Raw genomic sequence first — 24,959 nt, 5'->3', positions numbered from 1 at the left:
CGGGAATCCTGGCAGGTCGGCGCACCCGCGCGGAGGGGTGGCGGTGACGCCGTTCTGCGTCACCGCACCGCGCGCGTCGACGCGCGCACGATCAGCTCGGGCTCGAAGCCCGCCGACCGCACGTCCGCGTCGCCGCGGATCGCCGCGATGAGCAGCTGCGCCGCGCACTCGCCCATGCGGTGCGTGGGCTGGCGCACCGACGTCAACGGCACGACGGCCGCGTCGGCGAACGGGATGTCGTCGTACCCGACGATCGCGATCTCGCCCGGGATCGAGACTCCGCCGCGGACCAGGCTCTGCATGACGCCCAGCGCGAGCTCGTCGTTGGCGGCGAAGATCCCGTCGGGCCGCTCGTCGGCGGGCATCGCCAGGATCCGCTCGCCCAACTCGCGGCCGAGCCCGGGGCCCATCGACACCGTCTCGATCGAGGAGAACGCGGCGCTCGAGAACCGGACCGCCTCGACGAACCCCTCGAAGCGGTCGCGCACCTGAGGGATCCGGAAGGTCCCGCCGAGGAACAGGAGGCGTCGGCACCCGCTCGCGAGCAGGTGCTCGGCCGCCGTCCGGCCGCCCAGGACGTCGTCGAGCGCGACCGACAGCAGCCTGCCGCGCGGGTCGACCTGGTCGACCAGCACGACCGGCACCCCCCTCTGCGCGAACACGTCGAGGTGGTCGAGCGAGGAGGAGATCGGAGCGAGCAGCACGCCGTCGACCCGCTGGCGGGCGAAGAGGTCGAGGTAGCGCAGCTCGCGCGCGGCCGAGTCCTGGGTGGCGCCGAGGACGAGGGAGTAGCCCGCCTCCTCGGCGCCGTGCTCCGCCCCGAGCGCGAGCTCGGCGTAGAACGGGTTGCCCAGGTTCACGACGGCCATGCCGACCGCCATGCTCTTGCCCGCCCGCAGCTGCCGCGCCGCCACGTTCGGGATGTACCCCAGCTCGGCGACCGCGTCGGCGACCGCCGCCATCGCCGCGCTGGAGACCCGTTCGGGGCGGTTCAGCGCGTACGAGGCGGTGGTCACCGAGACGCCGGCGCGGGCGGCGACGTCGCGGATGCCGATCTGGGGCACGGGATCAGTCCGTGCTCGAGCGGCGGCGGCGGGAGCCGATCAGCAGGGCCGCGCCGCCGAGCAGGAGCGCGAGCACTCCGGCGGGGAGGAGCGACAGGTCGACGCCGGTCGACGCCAGGCCGGTGCCCGAACTCGTGTTCGAGCCGCTGTGCGAGCCGCCCGAGGCGCCGGGCGCGGTGTGCGTCGGCTGCGGGGACGGCGCGGTCGCGGTCGGCTCGGGAGTCGGCTCCGCGGTCGGCTCGGGGGTCGGCTCCGCGGTCGGTCCGGGAGTCGGCTCCGCGGTCGGTCCGGGAGTCGGCTCGGTCGTCGGCTCCGGCGTCGGTCCCGGGGTCCCCGGCTGCGCGAGCACCGGCACGGTGGACCAGTCGATGTCGCTCGCCAGGCCGTACGAGGTGTACGACGGCTGGTTGTAGGCCGTGTTCTGGCGGGCGACCTCGACCCGGTACTGCGGGTCGTGCATGAGCGTGGTCAGCTTGCGGTCGGTGACCTCGGTGCTCGAGTAGATGCGGATCGCGCTCGAGTCGGCGGTCGGCAGCAGCAGCTCCTCGCGCCAGTCGCCGAGCACATCAGCGACCAGAGACGGGTTGCCCTTGGTGCCGTTGCTCGTGACGGTGCCGTCGGCCGAGAGCAGCACCTCGCCGTCGCCCGTGACGATCGTCGGGGTGACCGGAGTGGCGTCCTGCATCGTCGTGCTCGCGACGATCTGGGTGGTCATGTCGGCCGCCCAGCGGATGCTCTGGTTGGTGCCCGGCTGCGTGTCCGAGAGCGGCTCGCCGCTGCTCGAGAACTCGCCGACCGCCCAGACCTCCTGACCCGGGAGGGCCGGGTCGATGTCGCCGATCATGCCGCGACCGGTGTCCTTGCCGGTGTAGCCGCCGAAGAGCAGCTCGCCGGTGGCCGCGTCGCGCATCGCGTAGCCGTAGGGGGCATAGGCGCCGCCCTCGTGCACCGTGAAGATCTCGAGACCGGGGTTCGCGGGGTCGATGTCGGTGACGTGCATCGCGTCGCCGTGGCCGAGCTTCGCCTCGACACCCGGGTCGGCGCTGCCCTCGGGCAGGGTGTCGTAGGAGCTGTAGAGCAGGCTCCCGTCGTCGTCGAGGGTGGCGGAGCCGTAGACGATCTCCTGACGCCCGTCGCCGTCGACGTCGGCCGCGCTGAGCGAGTGGAAGCCCTGCGTGGTCAGGCGGCCCCACTCCTCGCTCGTGCCCTCGCGGCCGTGCGGGCCGTCGTTGAAGGGGTTCGTCATCGGCACGTGTCCGCTGTCGGCCTTCCAGCGCTGGGTCAGCTCGCGGCCGTCCCAGTCGTAGGCGACGACGACGGCGCGCGTGTAGTAGCCGCGGGCGAAGACGGCCGAGTGGGTCTCGCCGTCGAAGGACGCGACTCCGGCGAGGAAGCGGTCGACCCGGTTGCCCGGCTCGATGCGCGACATGGCGTAGTCGCCCCAGAGCAGGCCGTCGTCCCCGCGACCCGGCTCGTAGGCGGCCGTCTCGAGCTCGGCTCCGGTCTCGCCGTCGAACACGGTGAGGTACTCGGGGCCGGTGAGCACGAAGCCCTCGAAGGTGGTCAGGTCGTTGCGGTCGCTGCGGCTGGGCGCGTAGACGTCGATGAAGTAGTCGACGAGCTCCTCCGCGCCGGCGCGGTCGAGCGGGTACTCGTGCGTCGGAGTCGTGCCGAACGCCTCCTCGAGGGTCGCGGGCCACTGCCCGCTCGTCACCTCCTCGCGCTCGCCCCAGCCCTGGAAGACCCCGACGAGGTGCTCGCGGTAGTCGGCCGCCGACATCCGGTAGTCGTCGTCGGCGGTGACGCCGGCCGCGACGTCCTCGGGCAGCAGCGTGATCGACTCCGCCTCGGAGGGGTCGCCGCCGGGCAGGACCCGGGTGCCGGGCGCGGTCTTGGTCATGATCTCGGAGCGGCCGTCGCCGTCGAAGTCCGAGACCGTGAACTGCGTGTAGTGAGCGCCCGAGCGGATGTTGACGCCCAGGTCGATGCGGTGCAGCAGCGTGCCGTCGGCCTCGTAGGTGTCGAGGTAGGTGCTGCCGGTGTAGCCCTTCTGCGAGACGTCCTTCGCGTTCGACGGGTACCACTTCACGACGTACTCGTAGTCGCCGTCGCCGTCCATGTCGCCGACGCTCATGTCGTTGGCGCTGTAGGTGTACGCCTCGCCGGCCGGAGTGACTCCGTCGGCCGGCTTCTGCAGCGGCAGGGTCTCGAAGGCGTCGGCCGACGCGGTGGCGGGCGCGCTGGGCTCGCCCGGCTCGCCGTCGACGATCGGCACGACGCGGTACTCGTCGCCGGGAGCGCCGTCGGCGTCGTGCAGGTTGGTGCTGTCGGTGACGACTCCGACCTTCTCCGCCCCGCGGAAGACGGCGAAGTCGGCGCCGACCATGCCGCTGTCGGAGGAGCCGGTGACCTCGGTCGCCAGCAGGCGCCAGCTGACGAAGACCCCGCCGTCGGGCGAGGCGAGCGCCACGACTCCGCGGTCGAGGTCCTCGAGCTGAGCGGTGAGGACGGGGTTGCCGGCCACTGCGGTGAGCGGCGCGGCGGAGGCGGGGATCGCCGCGGCGAGCGAGACGCCGGCGACGAGGGCGAGGCAGACGCCGGAGCGCACCGCCCGCCGTGAAGAGGCGGGACCGGTTGAGGTCGCGCGCGGACGTAGGAACGAATTCGGCATTGAATCCCTCGGCATCGATGGACCAGGGCGCTGGAATGCGTTTTCCCTGGCGGTCCGGCCAGCCTAGGCGACCCCTTTCGCAGGGGTCAACAGCCCGCCGACAGGTGACGGACAGCGCGCCCCGACTCGCGCCGACGGATGCGCGACGGAGGCGGGCGGGCGTCGTCACCCGTACCGTGGTGCGGATCGCCCCTGCCGGTGCAGACGGCGTTCGAGATGATCGGAGCACGGGATGTCAGCCGTTCCCGCCCTTCCCCGCGGTGCGCTTCTTCCCCGCGGTGCGACGTTCCGCGGCGACCTCCTCGCCGAGCTGACATGGCTGGAGGACTCTCAGGTCGAGGGCTGCGTCCTCGTCGAGGGCATCGGCTTCACCGACGACTCGACCGCGCTCGCCCTCGCCTCGGGACGATCCGTCGAGGTTCCGGCCTTCATCAGCGCCGATCAGCTCTACAGGGCGCTCCGTCCGCACCTGGATCTCCGGCCCGTCAGCGAGACGAGCTGGTCGAGCTACCCGAACGCGTCCGTGCACGGGCACTGGCGGATCCTGCTCTACGACCTCGCCCTCCTCGAGGGCAACATGGCGGAGGAGGTGCCCGGTCTGCACTACACGTCGGTGGTCCGGAACGGTGAGGAGGCCACGGTCTCCGTCGCGGTCGGGACGCATCGGCACCGGCTGGTGGTGCCGCTCACGACGCAGCCGCAGGCGGTCCCGATCGACCTCGCGCACGTCGTGATGGAGGCACGCGCCACTCCCGGCCCCGCCTAGCCGGCCGGCGACCTCCCCGGACGCCGCCCTCGGAGCTCGTCGAGCAGCCGCTTCGAGGCGGTCCAGCAGCGGTGCTCACACCTTCGTGGTCAGGGCGCCCTCGCGCAGGCCCTCCTCCTTGGCCTCGCGGACGAGCTCCTCGATGCGGCGGCGCGAGCGGAGGCGCCCGGCGAACAGGGCGCCGAGGATCAGCAGCACCCCGAGCAGCGAGAGCAGCTGCGGCACGGGGATCGCCGTCACGGTCGCCGACTGCGAGACCGGGGCGATCTCGACGAGCTCCTCCGACGGGGTGACGACCGTGGGGGCGACGGTGAAGTCGACTCCGACCGCGAAGAGCGGCCAGACGCCGTCGAGCACGACCGAGACCGTGCGGCGGTCGCCCGGGAGCAGCTCCTGCTGCGTGCCCTCCTCGGGCACGAGCGGGGCGGAGGCGCCGCCGGCGCTGACCGTGCCGTCCAGCAGCAGGCGGACGTTGCCGGTGTTGACGATCTCGGCGTCGACGGCGACGGAGCCGGGATGCAGCGGGTTCCAGTCGAGGCGGTAGTCGCTGCGCACGTTCTCGACGGCGACACCGGGGGAGACCTCGCCGCTCACGCGGGTCATCACGCGGAAGCCGACGCGGCTCTCGACGCCCACGGAGGCGCCGCCCTCCTCGGTGCCGACGGAGGTGATCGAGGCGGCGATGCCGGCGGCATGATCGCCCGGCTCGGCGTCCTCGGGCACGGTGACCGTGAAGGGGACCACGGCCGTCGCGCCCGGGTCGACCGTGACGGACTCGGGGGCGTCGATCCAGGTGCCCGCCTCGACGGAGGGCTCGGACGACGGGAGCATGCTGAAGCGGCCGGTGTCGGTGAAGTAGCCGTCGGCCGCGGTGATGCGGAAGGTCACCGTCTGGGTGCTGAGGTTGCTGACCGCGGCCTCCTCCTGCACCTCGGCGCCCGGATCGAGCTCGAGCTCGATCCACGAGCGCTTGTCCGGTGCGCCGTCGGAGGCCGGGCGCATGGCCCACGAGACGTCTCCGGCGGTCTCGGCCGAGGCGGGCGGAGCCGCCGCCAGGGCGGGTGCGGCGAGGGCCAGCGCGAGGAGAGCCAGGAGCGCGGAGCGCGGGCGGAAGAAGGATCGTCGCTGATCGGTCATGAGAGTCCCAGGATGTCACGGACGGAAGAGGAGGCGCGGCCGAGCGGACGCCCGGCCGCGCCTCCCACGGGTCACTCGAAGAGGGACAGGGTGAGGGTGGAGGAGTACTCGCCGGCTTCGACGGTGGGCTCGGTGCGGAGGAACAGATCGGCGTTCGCGGTGAACGGGCCGGTGGGCGCCACCTCCGCGGACTCGTTCGTGAGGAACAGCAGCTCCTTGTCGACGAGGCCGACGTTGTTCGGGCCCTCGTCGATGGCGGTGTCGACGCGGTCGCCCTCGGCGACGAGTCCGGTGTCGCCTCCGTCGATCACGTTCGGCTGCCAGCCGAGGTTCTCGGCGCCGATGACGTCGCCCTCGGCGTTGGTGAAGTCGGACGCGGTTCCGACGACGTACCAGCCGGGGGTCGCGGGGATGTCCGCGGGGTCGCGGGTGTCGGTCACCGTGACGGTGGGGAGGGTGCCGGTGAACTGGCGGATCACGGCGGTCGAGCCGCTCTCGACCAGTTCGGCGGAGGTGCCGGCGACGGTCATCGAGAGCGCGCCTCCACCGGGCAGCGGGGCGATGTCGACGTTGACGTCGACGTCGTCGTTGCCGTACTCGAGCTCGGCCGCCATCGCGGTCCCGGCGGTGCCGAGCAGGAGCAGGCCGCCGGCGAGGCCGGCGGTGGTGCGGATCAGGATCGATCGGGTGTTCATTGCGGGTGTTCTCCGTTCTCCGCGGCGGCGCCGTCGCCGCCGCGGTTCTGTGTGTCGGTCGGTTCCCGTGGTCAGCCGCAGCTGGCCGCGGAGGTGGGGGTCGTGGTGGTCGCCGAGGCGGGCTTGCCCGCGACGAACGCTGTCGAGGTGGCGGTGGCCTCACCGGCCGGGATGCTCGCGGTGCGAGCGGTGAAGGCCGCGGTGACGGTCTTCCCGGCGCCGACCTCGGCGAAGGACTTGGAGCCGTGGGCCGTGGTGATCGTCGTCTTCACCGGGAAGGCGTTCGGGTTGGTCGCGGTCACGGTGACCACGATCTTCCCCGCCACGCAGCGGGTGCTGGTCGTGGTCGTCGGTGCGAGGATCCCGGCGGTTCCGCTGACCGCGCCGGTCTGCGCGGTCGCCGTGGCGGGGGACCATCCGGGCTTCGTCGCCGTCACCGCGACCGAGACCACGGTGCCGCGGTCGGTGGCGGTGAGGACGTACGACGACGCGGTCGCGCCGGCGATGTCCACTCCGCCGCGCTTCCACTGGTACGCCGTGGCGGTCCAGGGGGAGGAAGCGGTCGCGGTCAGCGTGCTGCCGACTGTCGCCGCCCCGGTGATCGCCGCACGCAGCGGCGCCGGGTCGGTGATCGTCTGCGCGGGCACGCTCTCGAGGGTCGGCGTCACCTTCTGCATCAGCCCGGTCGTCGCGTCGAAGGTGACGCGGTCGATCGTGGTCTCGCGGTGGGTGCCGTCGCCGCCCGGGATGGCGAAGCGGTGGTACGCGATGTACCAGTCGTCGGTGCCGGGGACGTTCACGATCGAGTCGTGACCGGTCGCGAGGATCCCCAGCGCCGGGTTCTTCTCGAGGATCACGCCGCGGTAGGTCCACGGGCCGTCGACGCTCGTCGAGGTGGCGTAGCCCACCTTGTAGTTCTCGGAGCCGGTGTCGTCGATCGAGTAGGTCAGGTGGTAGAGCCCCTGGCGGTAGTTGACGAAGCTGCCCTCGCGGTAGTCCGTGAGGCCGCTCATCCGCTTGATGGTGCCCGCCTTGATCGAGAGCATGTCGTCCGAGAGCTCGCCGTACACGGGCGAGCCGTTGCCCCAGAAGAGGTAGCTCTTGCCGGTGGCCGGGTCGGTGAACGCGGCCGGGTCGATGGCCTGACCCGACGTCACGGACTCGCCGTTGGTGATCATCGCGGTCGGCTGCGCCGTGAAGGGACCGACGGGGCTGTCGGCGACGGCCACTCCGATCGTCTTGCGGTTCAGCGAGGCGTTGTGGCCCGAGAAGTAGAAGTAGTACTTCCCGCCCTTCTCGATGATCGTCGGCGCCCAGGCGTTGCCCACGGCCCAGGGCACGTTGCCGTTCGCTCCGTCGAGGGTCAGGAAGGGCTTCTCGGAGCGCGTCCAGTCGACGAGGTTCTTCGACGACCAGACGAAGAACTCCTTGCCGCCCCAGCCGGGCGTGCCGTCGGTCGTCGCGTAGATGTAGAAGGTGTCGCCGAACGCCACGATGTTGGGGTCGGCGTAGAGACCGGGGATGACCGGGCTCTTCATCTCGATCGCCTTCATCGTCCAGGTCACCGTCGCTCCGCCTGCTGCGGTGAGCGTGTAGGTGACCGGCGTCCGCAGGTCGCGCACCGTGCCGGAGGCGGGGGAGGAGGTCGTGCCGGTCGCCGTGGCGAACGTCGGCGCCAGCTTCGAGCGGTCGGTGCCGGGCTTCACGGGGAAGACGACGGTCCGGGCGGTCGAGTCGACGATCGGAGCGACCTTCAGCACGTCGGGCGTGGTGAGCGAGACTCCGGCGATCTGGTCGGCCGACCCCGAGCGGGTCAGCACCTCGCTCTCGGTGAGGGCGCGGTTCCAGAGCGCGAACTCGCGGTACTCGCCCGTGAAGAGCCTGTCGCCGCCGTAGAGCGAGCGGCCGAGGTAGTTGGCTGCGGTGCTGCCGCCGCCCAGGTCCGCCGGCGTCGTGGTGACTCCGGTCTTCGTGGCGACCTTCGCACCGTTCAGGTAGATCGTCGCGGTGCCGTTCGAGAGCGTGTAGGTCAGCTTCGCCCACTGGCCGCGGGGCAGGTTCGAGCCGGAGCTCGCGGTCTGCTCGGTCGTGTAGTTCCCGGAGGCGATGCTCGTGCGGTAGGCGTCACCGGTGGTGAACAGGTAGCCGTTGCCGGCGTTGTTCGACGAGTTGCCGAGACCGTAGAGGAAGTACGGGGTGCCCTGGGCGGGATCGATCTTCACCTCTGCCTCGACCGTGACGTCCTCGACGCCGGCGAGCACGTCGTCGGGGAGGTCGACGTAGTCGTCGGTGCCGTCGAACGCGAGGGCGCCGGACCGCCAGGCCGCTCCGCCGACGATGGTGCCGTCGCGGTCGTTGCCCGAGACGTCCTCGAGCGTGGTGCCCGCGCCGTTGTCGAAGGAGTAGCGGAGGATCTCGCCGGCCGCGTTCGCGGTGACCGGGGTCGGTCCGGCGGGCTCGGCAGCGCGCAGCGCGGCGAGCTCGGTGGCGGTCACCGGGAGGACCGTGCCGTGGCGCGGGCTCGCAGGGAGGTCGTAGTCCGCCGCGACCTGCCAGTTCGGCGCGTTCAGATCGGCGGTCTGCAGCGGGATGTAGCCGCGTCCGCCGTACTCGTCGACGAAGAGGTAGTTCTTCCGGCCGTTGACGTCGCCGGGGTTGGCGGCGAAGGCGGTGGGGCCCTCGACGGCGCCGGTGCCGGCGTCGCGGCCGATGCAGCTGTCGACGGTGGTCCAACCGGTGAGCGGCGCGCGGAGCTGCGTGGACTTCTCCTGGATGATGTCGGAGCAGCCGGTGCCGCTCGCGCCCTCGTCCTTCGTGAAGCGGTGGAAGGTGCCGTTCTGCTCGAGCACGGTCGAGTCGATGCGCGAGGTGTTCTGCCAGACCTGCGGGGTGCTGAAGGTCGTGAAGTCGCGGGTGGTGGCGTACATCATGACGTTGCTGACGTTGCCGGTGTGGCCCGGGTCGCTCTCGGCGTAGAGCTTCGAGGCCCAGTAGACGACGTACGCGCCGATGCTCGCGTCCCAGTGCGCCTCGGGCGCCCAGGTGTTGCCGGCGGTCTCGGGCGAGACCAGCACGTGGCGCTGCTCGGACCAGTTGACGAGGTCGTGCGACTCCCACACCTCGAGGTAGCGGCTGCCCTGGCGCTGCGAGCGGTCCCAGTCGCCGTTGCGGCCGATCGAGAGATCGGTGGCGATGAGGTAGAAGGTGTCGCCCTCGGGGGAGCGGAGGAGGAACGGGTCGCGCAGGCCCTTCTCGCCGAACGTCGAGGTCAGCGTCGGCTGCCCGCCGTTGAGCTCGTCCCAGGCGAGGGCGTTGTTGCCCTTGCTGGCCGCGAAGAAGATGTTCTCGCCCTCGACGCTGTTGCCGGTGAAGTACGCGAACGCGTAGCCCTCGAGCGCGCCGAGCTCCTTCGAGGCGCGGACGGTGGCGACGAGGTCGCGGGTCGCGGTGGCCGCGTTCTTCGTGACGGTGGCGCGGAGGGTCACGGCGCGGTCGGTCGACTGGCGGGTGACGACTCCGGTGGTCGAGACGACGGCCGGATCGCTGGACGTCCAGCTGATCGTGGTGCCGGCGGGAGCGGCGGGGATCGTGATGTTGCCGCGCACGTCGCCGAGGTCGGGGATCGTGAGGCCGGCGGCGGCCGCGTCGACGACCTGCTGGTCGCCGGCCTGCGAGAGCACGGTGGCGGTGAACGCCTTCGTGCGGGACTCGGAGCCGCTCGTGATCGTCGCGGTCAGGGTGACGGTGGCGTTGCCGGCGGACGCGGCGGGCCGGGTGACCACTCCGCTGGTCGAGATCGTCTGCGGGGCGCTGGACGCCCACACGATCGTGGAGCCGTTGACGCCCGAGGCGGGCAGCGCGAGGTTCGACTGCACGGCGGAGAGGTCGCCGAGCGACAGCGCGGCGGCATCGCGGGTCGCCTTCGTGGCGGCGGTCGGCTGCAGGGCGGCGACCTCGGCGGCGGTGAGCGCGTTGTCGTAGATGCGGAAGTCGCGGACGCTGCCGGCGAGCGTGCGGTCGGCGGCGTAGTTGGAGCGGCCGATGAAGTTGGCGGTGGTGGTGCCGCCGCCGATCGAGGCCGGGGTCGTGGTGACGCCCGTCTTCACGGCGACCTGGCTGCCGTCGAGGTAGAGGCGGGCGGTGTCGCTCGCGTCGTCGAGCGTGTAGGTGAGGGTCTTCCAGACGCCGCGGGAGAGCGGCGACGCGGTCTCGACGTTCTGCTCGCCCTGCCAGTTGCTCGGCGTGATCGTGGTGCGGTACCGGTTGTCGGCGAGGGTGGCGAGGTAGCCGGCGCCGGAGTTGCTCGTCGCCGCGGTGCCCAGGCCGTAGACGAAGTAGTTCCCCGTCTGCTCGGGGCGCACCAGCACCTCGGTGCTGACGGTGATCGAGTTCAGCCCCGCGAGGATGTCGTCGGGGAGCTTCACGTGGTCGTCGGTGCCGTCGAGCCGGAGGCCCGCGTCGCCGCCGGGGGTCGCTCCGCCGACGATCGCGCCGTTGCGGTTCTTCCCGGAGCTGTCGACGGCGACGGTGCCGCTGGTCTCGTTCAGCTGGTACCGCAGGACGAGGTTCTCGGGGTTCGCGGCGGCCTGAGCGGGCGGCGAGGAGAGTAGGGGGACCGCCAGGGCCACGGCTGTCGCCATGACGAGGGGTCGCAGGAAGGGCTTCATCGCACTTGCTCCTAGGTCGGCACCATTGCTGAGTGGAGGGGGCCGACACGCGTCGGCGTGTTCACGGTAACACGATGTTGACGTCAACGTGAAGGGCTACGGGCACCTCGATCCGTTCGATCCGCAACGCTCGTGGTGCAACGCCGAACGGCACCCCCGGACCCGTGAGGGGCTCGAGGGTGCCGTTCGAGGCGGTCGCCGAGGAGGCCGCGCGCTACGTCCTGCTGCGCCGCATCACGGCGCGCTGCAGGAGGACGAAGACGAGCAGGATGCCGCCGGTGATGATCGTGGTCGCCTCGGGCGGGATGCCGCCGTCGCGGGTGATCAGGACGTTCATCAGGCCCAGGACCAGCGCGCCGACGACCGAGCCGAGCACGAAGCCGACGCCTCCGGTCAGCAGCGTGCCGCCGATGACGGTCGCCGCGATCGCGTCGAGCTCCCATCCGGTGCCGGTGATGTTCTGGGCGCTGCCGAGACGGGCCGTGTAGACCACTCCGGCGAGACCGGCGAGCGTGCCGCTGATCACGTAGATCGAGAGCTTGGTCCGCAGGACCGGGAGGCCCATGAGCGCCGCCGACTGCTCGGAGCCGCCCATCGCGTAGACCGTGCGGCCGAGGCGGGTGCGGTGCAGGACGAAGAACGCTCCCGCGACCACGAGCAGGGCGATGATCACGCCGGGGCTGACGACGAAGTCGTTGACCTTGGGCCCGTCGATCAGCTTGATCGGCGTGGCGAGCGAGAGCACCGCCGAGTCCTCGGGGAGGCGCTCGGGAACGGTGCTCAGCATCGACGCGAGCCCCCGGGCGAGGAACATCATCGCCAGCGTCGCGATGAACGGCTGGACGTCGAAGTACTGGATCAGGATCCCCGAGATCAGGCCGAACGCGGAGCCGATGACGATCATCAGGACCATGACGATCCACGGGTTCCAGCCGGCGTTGATCAGCAGCACGCCGCTGACGCTGCTGAAGGCGATCACGGCGCCGACCGAGAGGTCGATGCCCCCGGTCAGGATCACGAAGGTGAGCCCCACCGCGAGGATGATCAGGTGCGCGTTGTTGACCAGCAGGTTCGACAGCGTGCTCGCCTGGAGGATCCGGCCGTAGGCCGCCTCGCCGTAGACGATCATGCCGACGAAGATGACGAGCGCCGCGAGGGTCGGCAGCTTGTCGAGGTGCTGGCTGAAGAACGACCGGGCGCTCGTGCGCTCGGAGCTCGCCGGAGGGGCGGAGCGGGTCAGCAGGGCGCTCATGCGGGGATCGCCTCTTTCTGCGGGGCGCGACGACGCGCTTCGCGACGGTGGGAGAAGGCGGAGCGGACGCGCTCGGACTGCAGGAGGCAGAGAGCGACGATCACGATCGCCTTGAAGGCCGGCGTCGCGGAGGAGGAGACGCCGAGGAAGACCACGGTCTTGTCGAGGGTCGCGATCAGGATCGCTCCGACCGCGGCTCCGGCGATGTTGAACTTGCCGCCCGCGAGCGAGGTGCCGCCGATGACGACCGCGAGGATCGCGTCGAGCTCGAGCTGGTACCCGGTGCGGGAGGTGTCGACGGTCATGACGCTCGCGGTGGCGAAGACGCCCGCCACTCCGGCCAGAACGCCGCTGCTGATGTAGGCGGTGAGGAGGAGGCCGCGGCGGTTGATGCCCGCGAGGCGGGCGGCCTTGGCGTCCATGCCGATCGCCTCGATCATGAGGCCCAGCGCGCTGCGGCGGACCAGGAGTCCGACTGCGACGACGATGGCGATCGCCAGGAGGAAGACGACGGGGAGGCCGAAGACGTAGCCGTTGGCGAGCCAGCGGAACGGCTCGTTGGTGGCGGCGGTGTTCTGCCCGCCGGTGATCACCTTGGCGAGACCGCGGCCGGCGAGCATCACCACGAGCGTGCTGATGAAGGGCTGGAGGCCGACCACCGAGACGAGCACGCCGTTGACCGCTCCGAGCACCGCGCTGACGAGCAGGGCGAGGCCGAAGGCGGCGGCCGCGGCGCCGAGGGAGTCGGGAGCGCCCTGGGCGTTCAGGAACTCCATCGAGACGGCGCCGGCGACGACCATGATCGAGCCGACCGAGAGGTCGATGCCGCCGGTCGCGACGACCAGGCACATGCCGACGGCGATCATCAGGATCGGAGCGGCCGCCCGGGCGATGTCGATGACGTTGCCGACGAGGTAGCCGGTGGTGGGGCTCATCGAGACGGAGAGGTAGCCCGGGTCCTTGACGACGTTGATCAGCAGGAGGAGGACGATCGCGACCGCTCCCCAGAACCACTGCCTCCGGATGAGACCGGTCAGGAACGAGGTCCTGCCGGCTCGGGTGTCGCTGCTCATGATGCGGCCTCCTGCGTGGCGCCTTCGAGAACGACGACGTCCTCGTCGACGACTCCCTCTGCGGCGATGGTAGTGACGATGGACTCCGCTGTCACCGCGGGTCCGTTGAGGATCTCGGCGATGACCCGGTGATCCTTGAGCACGATGATGCGGTCGCTCAGGCGGACCACCTCGTCGAGCTCGGAGGAGATGAAGATCACGGCGACGCCCTCGCCGGCGAGCGCGACGACCTTCTCCTGGATCTCGGCCTTGGCGCCGACGTCGATGCCGCGGGTGGGCTCGTCCAGGATGAGGATCTCGGGGTGCGTGGCGAGCCAGCGGCCCAGGAGGACCTTCTGCTGGTTGCCTCCGGAGAGCTTGCTGATCGGGCGATCGGGGTCGGCCGGGCGGACGTTGAGCTCGACCAGGTACTTGGCGACGATCTCGTCCTTCTCCTTCTTCGAGAGGGGACGGGCCCAGCCGCGCTTGGCCTGGACCGCGAGGATCAGGTTCTCGCGGACCGAGAGGTCGCGGATGATGCCCTCGTCGCGGCGGTTCTCACTCGAGAAGGCGATCTTGTGCGCCAGGCCCGCGGTGGGCGTCGCCACGTCGATCTTCTTGCCGTGCAGCGTGATCTCGCCCGTCTCGGGCTTGTCGACGCCGTAGATCAGGCGGGCGAGCTCGGTCCGGCCGGAGCCGAGGAGCCCGGCGAATCCGACGACCTCTCCACGGTGCAGGGTGAGGTCGGTGGGCTCGATGGAGCCCTTCCGGCCGATCCCCTTGGCCGTGTAGAGCGGCGCGTCGCGGTAGAGGTGGTCGCTGTTCTCGCGCTCGGAGTCGAGGGAGCGCAGTGCCGCGATGTCCTTGCCGATCATCTTCGAGATGAGCGACGTGCGGTCGAGGTCGGGCGTGAGGTACTCGCCGATGAACGTGCCGTTGCGCAGCACGGTCAGGCGGTCGCTGATCGCGTACACCTGATCGAGGAAGTGCGAGACGAAGAGGATCGCGACGCCCTCGGCGCGCAGGCGCCGGATGACGGTGAAGAGGTTCTCGACCTCGTTCGCGTCCAGGCTCGAGGTGGGCTCGTCGAGGATGAGGACCTTCGAGTCGCTCACCGTCGAGCGGCTGATCGCGACCAGCTGCTGCATCGCGATCGAGAGCGAGGAGAGCGACTGGCGCGTGTTGAGGTGGTCGAGCCCGAGCTTGCCGAGGGCGACCTTCGCCGCCGCGTGGGTGGCCTTCCAGTTGATGCCGAACGGGCCGCGGACCTCGTAGCCGAGCATCACGTTCTCGCCGATGGAGAGGTTCGTGACCAGGTTCACCTCCTGGTACACGGTGGAGATGCCGGCCGCCTGCGCGTCGGCGGTGCCGCTGAGGCGCTTGGGGGAGCCGCCTACGAGGATCTCGCCGCTGTCGATGCGGTAGACGCCGGTCAGGGCCTTGATGAGCGTGGACTTGCCGGCGCCGTTCTCGCCCATGAGCGTGTGGACCTCGCCCGGGAAGAGGCGGAAGTCGACGCCGTCGAGCGCTTTGACACCGGGGAAGCTGATCGAGATGTTCTTCATCTCGACGATCGGAGGCGAGCCTGTCATGTCGCGTCCTTCCGTTCTCGAGCAGGGCGGACCGGAAGCGGTGACGCCGAGGGACGGAGACGCGGGGCCCGGAGATCGTCCGGGCCCCGCGTCATCCGCAGGGGAGGGTGAGCCCTAGGGCTGCGGTCGGGACCTAGAACTTGCGGTCGGGCAGGACCTCGGCGGCCACCTCGGGCGAGTCGAAGGTCTCGCTCGGGACGACGATGGAGGACTCGACGGTCTCGCCGGCCAGCGTCTTCTCGACGGCGTCGAGGGCGGTCTCACCGAACAGCGGGTTGTACTCGGCGACGAAGCTGAGCTCGCCGTCGGCCAGGGCCTGCAGCGCGTTCTTGGTGCCGTCGATCGTGGCGATCTTGACGTCGGTGCCGGGGGTGAGGCCGGCCTCCTGGACGGCCTGGACGGCGCCGAGGCCCATCTCGTCGTTCTGGGCGAAGACGAGCTGGACGTCGTTGTTGTTCGACTTCAGGACGGTCTCGAAGACGCTCTTCGCCTCTTCGGTCGACCAGTTGGCGGTCTGTGCGCCGAGCTTCACGAACTTCGAGTCGGCGCCGATGACCTCGTCCCAGCCCTCGTTGCGCTCGTTGACGACCGAGACGCCCGCGGGGCCCTCGAGCGTGAAGTAGTTCGCTCCGTCGGGGAACGTCGTGGTGGCCCAGTCGGCGACCGAGGTGCTGACGGCGATGTTGTCGGGCGCGATGCGGGTGACGTAGAGGTCGGAGTTGTCCGGCTCGATGCCGCGGTCGATCAGGATGACCGGGATCTCGGCCTCCTGAGCGCGCTCGAGCGAGTCCTCCCAGCCGGAGCCCTCCGTGGCCGACAGCAGGATGATGTCGACGCCCTCGTCGACGAACGACGTGAAGGAGTCGATCTGGGACTTCTGGTCGCCGTTGGTGGCGGGGGCGTACTTGAGCTCGTAGCCGGCCTCCTCGGTGAACGTGTCCTCGATGTTGGTCTCGTTCGCCTGGCGCCACGCGCCCTCGGGGCCGACGGCCACGAATCCGATGGTGGTCAGGTCGCCCTCGCCGCCGGCTCCCGCGCCCGAGTCGCCGCCGGAGCAGCCTGCGAGGCCGAACGCCATCGCGCCGACCGCTGCGAAACCCAGGAACTGGCCGATACGCCTCTTCGTGGACATGTGTCTCCTCCTTGAGACCGCGGGCGCGCCGAAGAGCGCCCGGGATGGGGTGGGCGCGAAGGCCCGGTGGTGGTCGGGCCTAGCGGCCCGAGGTGCAGTGAGTGCAGGATGTGCTGTGGACGCCGAGTGATCGCGTCCTCTGCTCGGATGTTACCGTGAACAAAACTTGTGACGCAACAGCGTCCTCGAGCTGCCGTGTAACGATCCGGTACCCCGCTGCGGAGGACTCGCTCCTCCCGACGGCGCCGCTGCAGCCCTGCACCCCGCTGCCGGGTCGCGCTGCTGCTCTTCGCCGATAGATTCCGCCGCCGCGTCTCGCCGCGTCTCTCTGCCGCGGAACCTCACCGCCTCTCTGCCACCGCCTCTCTCCGCCACCGCCTCTCGCCGCTTCTCCGCCACCGCCTCTCGCCGCCTCTCCTTCGCCTCGCCTCGCGTGGCCGCACCTCGGCGCCTCTCCGTCACCTCGCCTCGCCTGGCCGCCTCTTTCCGCCGTCGCGCCTCGCCGTCGCGGGGCTCGACCGGTCAGAACGGCGGCGGAGCGTCCTCGAACCTCGTTCCGCCCGAGAACGCGCGAGTGGCGCCGGGGACCGGGGCGGGGCGGGTGGTCACGCGCCGTCCGGTGGGCGTGGTCCAGTCGGCGGTGCCGTCGGCATGCAGGACGTAGGTCCAGCGATCGCCGTGTCGGACGTGGTGGTGGGCGATGCAGAGCGACGCGAGGTTGTCGAGTGAGGTCTCGCCGCCGTTGCGCCATTCGATCGTGTGGTCGGCCTCGGCGGTGGCGGCGGAGCAGGTGCAGCCGGGGAAGCGGCACGTCCGATCCCTCAGCTGCAGGTGCAGCCGCATCCGCGCGGGCGGGACCCGGTGCGTGCGGCCGACGGACGCGACGCCGCCGGACACCGGATCGACCAGGACCCGCGTGAAGGAGGCCGCCGTGCCCAGGAGCTCCCGTGCCGCACGGGCGGGGATCGGTCCGTAGCCGTCGAGGTCGGCCGGCGCGTCGTCGAGGCCCGCCGCGGTGCTCGCGGCGACGGTGAGGCGCACCTCGGCGCGCACCCCCGGCACGAAGGCGGGCGAGGCGACGACCCCAGCCTCGATCGGGGCGGTGCTGGAGACGTCGCCGTCGCAGAGCAGGTCGGCGAACGCGTCGGCCCGCAGCTGCGAGAGCGTGCGGTCGTCTGGGTCTGCGCCGGCGTCGTCGTGCTCGGCCCCGCTCCCGTCGGCGCCGCTCCCGTCGGCGCCGTCGCGGAGGGTGCGCGCGATGCGATCGAGGCGGGCGAACGCGCCCAGTGCGACCGGTGCCGGGAGGAGCGCGCACAGGGTCGCCATGCCGTCGACCTCGGGTGCGAGCCAGACCGCCCTGTCCTCGCGGGCGCGGACGTGGCGCCGCTCGAGGGGCTCCTCGTGCACCTCCTCGCGGAGCCGCGCGACGGCGCGCCGCAGCTGGGTCGGGGTCGTCGAGACGGCGAGCTCGGCCGCCCGCTCGTCGAAGACGGCCCGGGAGGAGGGGGGCAGTGTCTGCGCGACGGCGCAGATCAGCCGACCCGCCTCCCAGCGGAGGAGCGCTGCTGCCAGCGCGGCCCGCGTGCACGGCAGCTCCTCGACCAGCAGTCGCGCCTCGTCGAGCTCGCGCGACGCCACCCGCTCGGACACGCCCAGCGCGACCGCGAACTCCGCTCGGATCGACCGCTCGACCAGGTCGCTCGGAGCGGTGCGCGACAGCCCTCGGGCGAACGACTCCGGATGCGCGAGCGCCGCCCGGTAGCCCGCGTGAAGCTCCTCGGCGGCCGCCAGCAGCACCGGCGCTGCGGAGCGCGCGAGCGCTCCTGCGCGATCACCGCGCCGCCTCACCTCGTCGAGTGCTGCGTCGGCCGATTCCTGTTCTCGAACTTCTCTCATGTCCTCGAGTGAACACGACACCACCGACACTGCTGTCCGCCCCGAGACGAGCGGGGGACGGATCGGACGCGGGCGGCCTGGGGAGGAGCGGACGCCGAGCTGACCGGACGCTCGAGCCGACCCGACGCTCGAGCCGACCCGGCGCTCCCGCCGTCACACCAGCGCGCCACCCGACGCCACGACCCCGCCGCGGTGCACCACGATCCGGTCGGGATCCCGGTCCATCACCGCAGCGGTCGGCGTGTCCCCGCGCAGCACGACGAGCTCCGACGGGTCGCCCACGGCGAGTCCGGGCCGGTCGGCGACGCCGTCGAGGCGCCGGAGCGACGGGTCGATCACCGTGGCGCCGCCCCAGGTGGCCACGGTGAGGGCGTGCTCGATGTCGACGTCGTCGTCGAAGCCCTGGCCGTGCGCGAGCAGGAAGGTGCGCTCGAGCATGTCGCCGGTGCCCCAGGGCGACCAGTAGTCGCGCTGGCCGTCCATCCCGAGTCCGACGCGGACGCCGGCGGCCAGCAGATCGAGCAGCGGCAGCTCGGCGCCGTGGCCGGGGGCGATGGTCGTGAGGGCGACGTCGAGCGACGCGAGTCTCTCGATCGCGGCGGCCACTCCGCGGTCGGGCGAGGCGAGGGCGAAGGCGTGCGAGATCGAGACCCGGCCCTGCAGGCCGTGCGCGAGGATCCGCTCGGCGATCAGGTCCATCGAGAACAGGCCCAGCGCGCCGCGCTCGTGCAGGTGGATGTCGAGGCCGACCGCGTGCTTCTCGGCGAGGGCGAACACCGCGTCGAGGTGTCGGACGGGGTCGCGGTCGATCTCGCACGGGTCGATGCCGCCCAGCAGGTCGCCGCCCAGCGACAGCGCCTCGTCGAGCAGCTCGACGACTCCGGGCTCGACGAAGACGCCGACCTGCGGGAAGACGACGATCTCGACGTCCGAGCGCTCGCGGTGCGCCTCGCGGGCCGCGAGCACGCCCTCGAACTTCTCGAGGCCGGAGTCGGCGTCGACCTGCGCATGGCTCCTGACGCGGGTCGCGCCCCTCGCGATCATCGTCGCGAGCGTCGAGGTCGCCCGCTCGGCGACGGGCGCCTCGGCGCTGCGCCAGTGCGCCCGGTCGTTCATGATGCGGCCCCAGCGGCCCTCCTCGCCGGTGCGCGGGCGGAACGGCAGGCCGAGCCGGGTCGAGTCGAGGTGCACGTGCACGTCCGAGAAGGAGGAGACGAGCACTCCGCCGCGGCCGTCGACGACCGTGGCGCCCTCGCCGACCGGCGCGCCGACCGGGGTGATCGCGAGGATCCCGGTCTCGTCGACCAGGACGTCGCGGGCCTCGCCGCCCCACGGGCGGACGTCGTGCAGGAGCGTGGAGTCGGGCATGCGGGGAGCCTTTCGGGGTGCGGGAGGTGGGGATCAGCATGCCGGTCGGAGCGGACTCGCGGAGGCGTTCCCGAGATCCGCCGCTGCCTGCGGATCAGGCGGCCGGCCGGAGCTTCCGGCGGGGGTGGATCTCGAGACGCCCGCCGCGCGGGCTGCTCGATCAGCAGAAGTCGAGCCGGCGGGGGTGGATCTCGATACGGCCGCTGCGCGGCCTACTCGATCAGCAGAGTGGGGGGCGTCCGCTCGGCTCCTGGTGGTCGAGTAGCCGCGCGCGCCGGGTCAGTCGGCGAACGCCACGTCGCTGAGCACGTACTCGCCGTCGGCGCGCGGCGTCCACTCGAGCCCGGGCGCCAGGGCGTAGTCGGCGTCCGGGGTGAACAGCGGCACGATGTACGCCTGGTCGAGGTTCGTCTGCGCCAGGCGGGCGAAGACGGCGTCGCGCTCGTCGCCCGTGACGGTGCGCTGCTCCTCGACGAGGGCGGCGGTCTCGGGGGACTTCGCGTAGTCGTTCTGGCCGCCGGCGAAGAGGTTCGTCGCGGGCATGTCGCCGTCCATCGTCGACGGCGCCCAGGTGTTGAGGTAGAGACCCTCGACCGAGACCGTGCCGTAGATGATGTTCGACAGGCTCGCCTGGTCGGTGCCCTTCAGCTCGACGCTCAGGCCGACCGCCTCGAGGTACCCGCCGATCGCCTGCGCGATCTCGGACGAGAGCGGGATCCGCCCCTCCGTCGCGTACTGCAGCGGGATGGTCTCGCCCGAGTAGCCGGCCTCGGCCAGCAGCGCCTCGGCGGCGGCCGGGTCGTACTCGGAGGGCTCGAGGTCGGCGTGTCCGGCGACGTCCGGAGCGACGATCTGATCGTTCGCCACCGCCCGCCCGCTGAGCACGCCGTCGACGAGCGCCTGCGAGTCGATCGCCAGCCGGATCGCCCGGCGGACCCGGGGGTCGGCGAGCGGGCCCGTGGTCGAGTTGATCCCGAGGAAGGTGACGCCGTTCGACGTGCGCGACGCGACCTCCACTCCGCTGCCCCCGGCCGAGTCGACCTGGTTGGGCGAGAGGAGGGCGATGTCGAGGCTGCCGGAGGAGACGCCGTTCAGGCGGGCGTCGGCGTCGCCGACGGTCTGGAAGGTCACCGTCTCGACCTCGGGCTCCTCGCCCCAGTAGTCGGGGTTCCGCTCGATCACGTACTCGACGCCGCGGGTGTAGCTGACGAAGCGGAACGGACCGCTGCCGACGGGCGCCGCGGCGAAGCCCTCGGACCCGAGCTCGGTGTAGACCGACTCCGGCACGATCGAGACGGCCGTGGTGATGGAGGGCCACGGCGAGAACGGCGCGTTCAGCGTGAACACGACGGTGGTGTCGTCGGGCGCCTCGACCGACTCGAGGACCCCCATGTAGCCGAGGTTGTCGGAGTCGGGAGAGGCCAGGATCGTGGCGTAGGTGAACGCCACGTCGCCCGCGGTCACCGGGTCGCCGTTCGAGAAGACGGCGTCGTCGCGGAGCGTGTAGGTCCAGGTCGTCAGGTCCTCGCTCGGCGTCCACTCCGTCGCCAGCGAGGGCTCGATCGCCCCGTCGGCGTCGAGCTTCGTGAGCTGGTCGAAGACGTTGTAGTAGTAGTTGTAGCCCGCGAGCGACCCGTCCATGATCGGGTCGGGTGCGCCCTCGGGCTCGGCCACCTGGCCGATGACGATGTCGCGGTCGGCCGCGGCGCTGCCCGCTCCGGAGCAGCCCGTGAGGGCGGCGATCGAGAGCGCGAGCGTCGTGAGGGCGATGAAGGGCGTGGCCCGGTTCCTGGTCATGAGCGTGTCTTCCTGGGGTCGGTGGGGCGTGCAGCGGGAGCGTCGGCGCGCAGGCGCGGGTCCGAGAGCGGGATCGAGTCGAGCAGGGTGCGGGTGTAGGGATGGGCGGGAGCGTCGAAGACCTGGTCGCGGTCGCCGACCTCGACGAACTCACCGCGGTTCATCACCGCGACGCGATCCGAGAGGTAGCGGACGACCGCGAGGTCGTGCGCGATGAAGAGGTACGAGAGTCCGCGTGCGGCCTGCAGGTCCTTGAGCAGGTTGATCACCTGCGCCTGCACCGACACGTCGAGCGCCGACACGGGCTCGTCGAGCACCAGCACGTCGGGCTCGAGCGCGAGCGCCCGGGCGATGCCGAGCCGCTGGCGCTGCCCGCCCGAGAACCGCGCGGGGCGCTTGCCGAGCGCGTCCGTGCCGAGCCCCACGTCCTCGAGGAGCGAGACGACGCGGTCACGGGAGTAGCGCCCGGCGATCCGCAGCGGCTCGCCGACGATCTCGAGGGCGGTCAGCCGCGGGTCGAGCGCGGAGTAGGGGTCCTGGAACACGAGCTGCATGCGGTTCTGCAGGCGCCGGCGCTCGCCGCGGCCGAGGGAGTCGAGCCGGTGACCGAGCACCTCGACCGATCCGCTCGCCGCGGGAGTGAGCCCGAAGATCGTCCGCACCAGGGTGGACTTGCCGCAGCCCGACTCGCCGACGAGCCCGAGGGTCTCGCCGCGGCCCAGCTCGAACGACACGCCCTTCACGGCCTCCACGACCCGGCGCGAGCGCAGACCGGTCCTCTGCGTGAAGCGGACGTGCAGGTCGTCGACCTTCAGCACCGGCGCGCTCACGCGAGCACCCCCTCGACGGAGCGGGGCAGGCGCCGGGCGAAGTGGCAGGCCGACCACTGGTCGTCCTCGACCTCGACGAGCAGCGGCTCGAGCTGTGTGCACAGGTCCGACTTCGCGGGGAGCTCGCAGCGGGGCGCGAACGGGCAGCCCCGCGGGCGGTTCTGCGGCGACGGAGGGGAGCCGGGGATCGCGTGGACCCGCTCGCCGCTCCGGCCCGACGACAGCAGGCTGGCCAGCAGCCCGGCCGTGTAGGGGTGGGTCGGGTGCGCGAAGACGTCCCAGACCGATCCGCGCTCGACGACGCGTCCGGAGTAGAGGATGCAGAGGGAGTCGGCGACCTCGGCCACGAGTCCGAGGTCGTGGGTGATCAGGATCATCGCGGCGTCCGACTTCGCCCGGGCGGTGCCCAGCACGCCCATGATCTGCGCCTGGATCGTCACGTCGAGCGCGGTCGTCGGCTCGTCGGCGATGAGGACGGACGGCTCGTTCGCCATCGCCATCGCGATGACCGCGCGCTGGCGCATCCCTCCCGACCACTGGTGCGGGTACGCCTTCGCGCGCTGCTCCGGGTCGGGGACCCCGACGTCGGCGAGCAGCCCGGTGACGCGGCGGCGCACCTCGGCGGGCCGGAGCGCCCGGTCGTGCACGCGCAGCGCCCGGCCGATCTGGCCGCCCACCCTCTTGACGGGGTTGAGCGCCGTCATCGGGTCCTGGAACACCATCGCGAGCTCGCTGCCGCGCAGGCCCCGCAGCTCGGGCTCGGGCATTCCGAGCAGGTCTCGGCCGCGGTACCGGACGCTGCCGCCGAGCACCTCGAGGCCGGCGGGCAGCAGCCCGAGCACGGCGAGCATCGTGACGCTCTTGCCCGAGCCGGACTCGCCGACGAGGCACAGGACCTCGCGCTCGTGCAGGGTGAAGGAGACGCGATCGACGAGGGTCACGACGTCGCCGTGCTCATCGGAGTAGCCGACGCTGAGGTCGCGGACCTCGAGCAGCACGGCGCGGGGGGTGTCGGTCATCGGAGGCTCCGCTTCACGGATCGACGGGACGTGCGGCGGACGGTGGTGGCCGAGCCCTCGGCGGTGAAGCGCTGGCTCAGGAGGTTGGTGCCGGCGACCGTGAGGAAGATCGCGACGCCGGGCACGATCGCCAGGTGCGGAGCCTGGCGGACGTAGTTCTGGCCCTCGCTGATCATGAGTCCCCAGCTGGGCGTGGGCGCCTGCACCCCGAGTCCGAGGAAGTCGAAGGACGAGGTGAGCAGCATGACCGCGCCGATGTCGCTGGAGGCCAGGATCATCATCTGCACGGCGACGTTCGGGACGATGTGGCGGCGCACGGTCCAGAGCCCGCTCGCCCCCTGGATCCGCGGCGCGAGGACGAAGTCGCGGTCGCGCAGCGCCATCGCCGTGCTCCGGGCGACCCTCGCGTAGCCGACCCAGTAGGTGGCGGCGAGCACGCCGATCATGAGCCAGACGCTCGGACCGAGCGAGGCGGCGAGGGCGATGAGCACGAGGATCACCGGCATCGCGAGCTGGATGTCGGCGAGGCCCATCAGCACGTTGTCGGTGCGTCCGCCCACGTAGCCAGACCAGGTGCCGATCGCCATGCCGACCAGGCTGTTGACCACCACGATGAGCACGACGATGCCGAGCGTGACCCGGCCGGCGAGAGCGAGCCTCGAGGCCACGTCGCGGCCGAGCGCGTCGGTGCCCAGCCACGCTCCCGAACTGCCGGGCGGCGCCAGCACCTGCGCGAGGTCCTGCGCGAACGGCGCGTAGCCGGGGACGAGCGGGTAGGCGAGGGAGAACAGGACGACGGAGCCGACCATGACGGCGCCGAGCGCCTGCAGGGCGGGGACGCGGCGGCCGCGCAGGAACGCCGTCGTGATGCCGGCCCGCAGGGCGCCGGTGCGGATGATCTCGGTGGTGGTCACGCGAGCCTCACTCGGGGGTCGATGAGCCCGGACACGAGGTCGACGAGCAGGTTGGCGAGGATGAAGAGCACGGCCACGACGATGAGCCCCGACTGCACCACGGGGAAGTCGCGGGAGTAGACCGCTCCGAGCATCAGCTGCCCCATCCCGGGCCAGGCGAACACGTTCTCGACGATGACGAGGCCGCCGAGGAAGGAGCCGAGGCTGATGCCCGCGACCGTCAGCACCGGCAGGAGGGCGTTGGGCAGGAGCTCGCCGACCACCACTCGGAACCGGTTCTCGCCGCGGGCGGAGGCGGTGCGGGCGTAGTCCTGGGTCGACTGCTCGGTGAGCGCGTTGTCGAGCAGCCGCGTGTAGAGGACGAACTGACCCGTCGCGATGGTGAGCGCCGGCATCACGATCGCGAGCGGATCGCGGTTGCCGAGCGAGGGGAGGACGCCGAGCCAGACCGAGAAGACCAGCACCAGCAGCAGTCCGAAGAAGAAGTCCGGGATCGCCTGCCGCGTCGAGCCGAGGCCCAGCGAGAGGGCGCGCAGCCCGCGCGACGAGGTGAGCTGGATGACGACTCCGGCGATCAGGGCGAGAGCCAGGCCCAGGAGGAGCCCGACGGCTCCGAGCGAGAGCGAGGCGGGCAGCCGCTCGAGGACGAGCTGCATCGAGGAGACCCCGGTCTGGCGGTACGAGTCGCCGAAGTCGCCGGTGAGCAGCCCGCCGAGGTAGCTCAGGTACTGCTGCCAGAGCGGCAGGTCGAAGCCGAGGCGGTGGTTCATATCGGCGATCTGCTCGGGCGTCGCGTTCTCGGTGAGCAGGAGCGCCGCAGGGCTGCCGCTGAGGCGGCCGAGGGCGAACGCGATCGTGACGACGGCGAGGATCGTCGCCGCGCCCTGGGCGGTCCGCCGGACGAGATAGGGGCCCACCTCGTCACCTTCCTTCCTGGTCTGTCGGTGCTGACGGTATACAGAATTGCGCTCTCGTGTTTCATCCACGTCACGGGAGGTTTCGGCTGCGTAAACACTGCGCCCGCCGGTTCAGGATGCAAGAAGGCCGCTTTGAAGTTGAAACCCGGCCTGCATGGGCTTTTCTCGCCGGCTCTGGATACATCTTCCG

Annotated in this window: 17 protein-coding genes; 1 reads left to right on the top strand and 16 read right to left on the bottom strand. The window is 71.5% G+C overall.

The features are described from left to right. Positions 1 to 59: 59 nt before the first annotated feature. Positions 60 to 1,064 (bottom strand): LacI family DNA-binding transcriptional regulator, encoded by a 1,005-nt coding sequence (locus tag NB037_RS05455; protein ID WP_251944284.1) that lies wholly within the window; start codon positions 1,062 to 1,064, stop codon positions 60 to 62. A 4-nt stretch (positions 1,065 to 1,068) separates the two neighbouring features. Continuing rightward, positions 1,069 to 3,735, bottom strand: a complete 2,667-nt coding sequence (locus tag NB037_RS05450) for a rhamnogalacturonan lyase (protein ID WP_251944283.1) — start codon at positions 3,733 to 3,735, stop codon at positions 1,069 to 1,071. A 232-nt stretch (positions 3,736 to 3,967) separates the two neighbouring features. Here NB037_RS05450 and NB037_RS05445 point away from each other — a divergent pair, with 232 nt between their 5' ends. Beyond that, on the top strand, positions 3,968 to 4,501 hold the full coding sequence (locus NB037_RS05445; protein WP_251944282.1) for a hypothetical protein: 534 nt from the start codon (positions 3,968 to 3,970) through the stop codon (positions 4,499 to 4,501). Positions 4,502 to 4,576: 75 nt separating this feature from the next. Here NB037_RS05445 and NB037_RS05440 read toward each other — a convergent pair whose 3' ends face one another. The 14 genes from NB037_RS05440 to NB037_RS05375 form a co-directional block, all read right to left on the bottom strand. After that, complete coding sequence (locus NB037_RS05440) at positions 4,577 to 5,638, bottom strand: WxL protein peptidoglycan domain-containing protein (protein ID WP_251944281.1); 1,062 nt, start codon at positions 5,636 to 5,638, stop codon at positions 4,577 to 4,579. Between the two features lie 71 nt (positions 5,639 to 5,709). Next, entirely contained in the window at positions 5,710 to 6,333 is a 624-nt protein-coding gene (locus tag NB037_RS05435; protein ID WP_251944280.1) for a hypothetical protein, read from the bottom strand. 71 nt (positions 6,334 to 6,404) lie between these two features. Continuing rightward, positions 6,405 to 11,000 (bottom strand): family 43 glycosylhydrolase, encoded by a 4,596-nt coding sequence (locus tag NB037_RS05430; protein ID WP_251944279.1) that lies wholly within the window; start codon positions 10,998 to 11,000, stop codon positions 6,405 to 6,407. Between the two features lie 214 nt (positions 11,001 to 11,214). Continuing rightward, a complete protein-coding gene (locus NB037_RS05425) occupies positions 11,215 to 12,252 on the bottom strand; it encodes an ABC transporter permease subunit (RefSeq protein WP_251944278.1) in 1,038 nt (345 codons plus the stop codon). Further along, on the bottom strand, positions 12,249 to 13,325 hold the full coding sequence (locus NB037_RS05420; RefSeq protein WP_251944277.1) for an ABC transporter permease: 1,077 nt from the start codon (positions 13,323 to 13,325) through the stop codon (positions 12,249 to 12,251). Before NB037_RS05420 ends, NB037_RS05425 begins: the two co-directional genes overlap by 4 nt. Then, positions 13,322 to 14,896, bottom strand: a complete 1,575-nt coding sequence (locus NB037_RS05415; RefSeq protein ID WP_251944276.1) for a sugar ABC transporter ATP-binding protein — start codon at positions 14,894 to 14,896, stop codon at positions 13,322 to 13,324. The genes NB037_RS05420 and NB037_RS05415 overlap by 4 nt, the downstream gene beginning before the upstream one ends. A gap of 133 nt (positions 14,897 to 15,029) precedes the next feature. After that, positions 15,030 to 16,028 (bottom strand): ABC transporter substrate-binding protein, encoded by a 999-nt coding sequence (locus tag NB037_RS05410; protein ID WP_251944275.1) that lies wholly within the window; start codon positions 16,026 to 16,028, stop codon positions 15,030 to 15,032. Between the two features lie 522 nt (positions 16,029 to 16,550). After that, positions 16,551 to 17,924: an HNH endonuclease signature motif containing protein gene (locus NB037_RS05405; protein WP_251944274.1), complete on the bottom strand. Its 1,374-nt coding sequence runs from the start codon at positions 17,922 to 17,924 to the stop codon at positions 16,551 to 16,553. 153 nt (positions 17,925 to 18,077) lie between these two features. Next, positions 18,078 to 19,292, bottom strand: coding sequence for an amidohydrolase family protein (locus NB037_RS05400; RefSeq protein ID WP_251944273.1), 1,215 nt, complete (start codon positions 19,290 to 19,292; stop codon positions 18,078 to 18,080). Positions 19,293 to 19,571: 279 nt separating this feature from the next. Beyond that, complete coding sequence (locus NB037_RS05395) at positions 19,572 to 21,089, bottom strand: ABC transporter substrate-binding protein (RefSeq protein WP_251944272.1); 1,518 nt, start codon at positions 21,087 to 21,089, stop codon at positions 19,572 to 19,574. Next, positions 21,086 to 21,919 (bottom strand): ATP-binding cassette domain-containing protein, encoded by an 834-nt coding sequence (locus NB037_RS05390; protein ID WP_251944271.1) that lies wholly within the window; start codon positions 21,917 to 21,919, stop codon positions 21,086 to 21,088. Before NB037_RS05390 ends, NB037_RS05395 begins: the two co-directional genes overlap by 4 nt. Beyond that, the gene (locus NB037_RS05385) at positions 21,916 to 22,938 is read right to left on the bottom strand and encodes an ABC transporter ATP-binding protein (protein ID WP_251944270.1); all 1,023 of its coding nucleotides are present in this window, start codon (positions 22,936 to 22,938) and stop codon (positions 21,916 to 21,918) included. Before NB037_RS05385 ends, NB037_RS05390 begins: the two co-directional genes overlap by 4 nt. Next, on the bottom strand, positions 22,935 to 23,852 hold the full coding sequence (locus NB037_RS19825) for an ABC transporter permease (protein ID WP_251944269.1): 918 nt from the start codon (positions 23,850 to 23,852) through the stop codon (positions 22,935 to 22,937). Before NB037_RS19825 ends, NB037_RS05385 begins: the two co-directional genes overlap by 4 nt. Beyond that, complete coding sequence (locus NB037_RS05375) at positions 23,849 to 24,769, bottom strand: ABC transporter permease (protein WP_251944268.1); 921 nt, start codon at positions 24,767 to 24,769, stop codon at positions 23,849 to 23,851. Before NB037_RS05375 ends, NB037_RS19825 begins: the two co-directional genes overlap by 4 nt. Positions 24,770 to 24,959 lie beyond the last annotated feature (190 nt).

The organism is Rathayibacter rubneri (assembly GCF_023743255.1).
Classification (GTDB): Bacteria; Actinomycetota; Actinomycetes; order Actinomycetales; family Microbacteriaceae; genus Rathayibacter; species Rathayibacter rubneri.
Note: the sequence above shows the minus strand (reverse complement) of the source record. Positions and strands in the feature narration are given on the sequence as shown.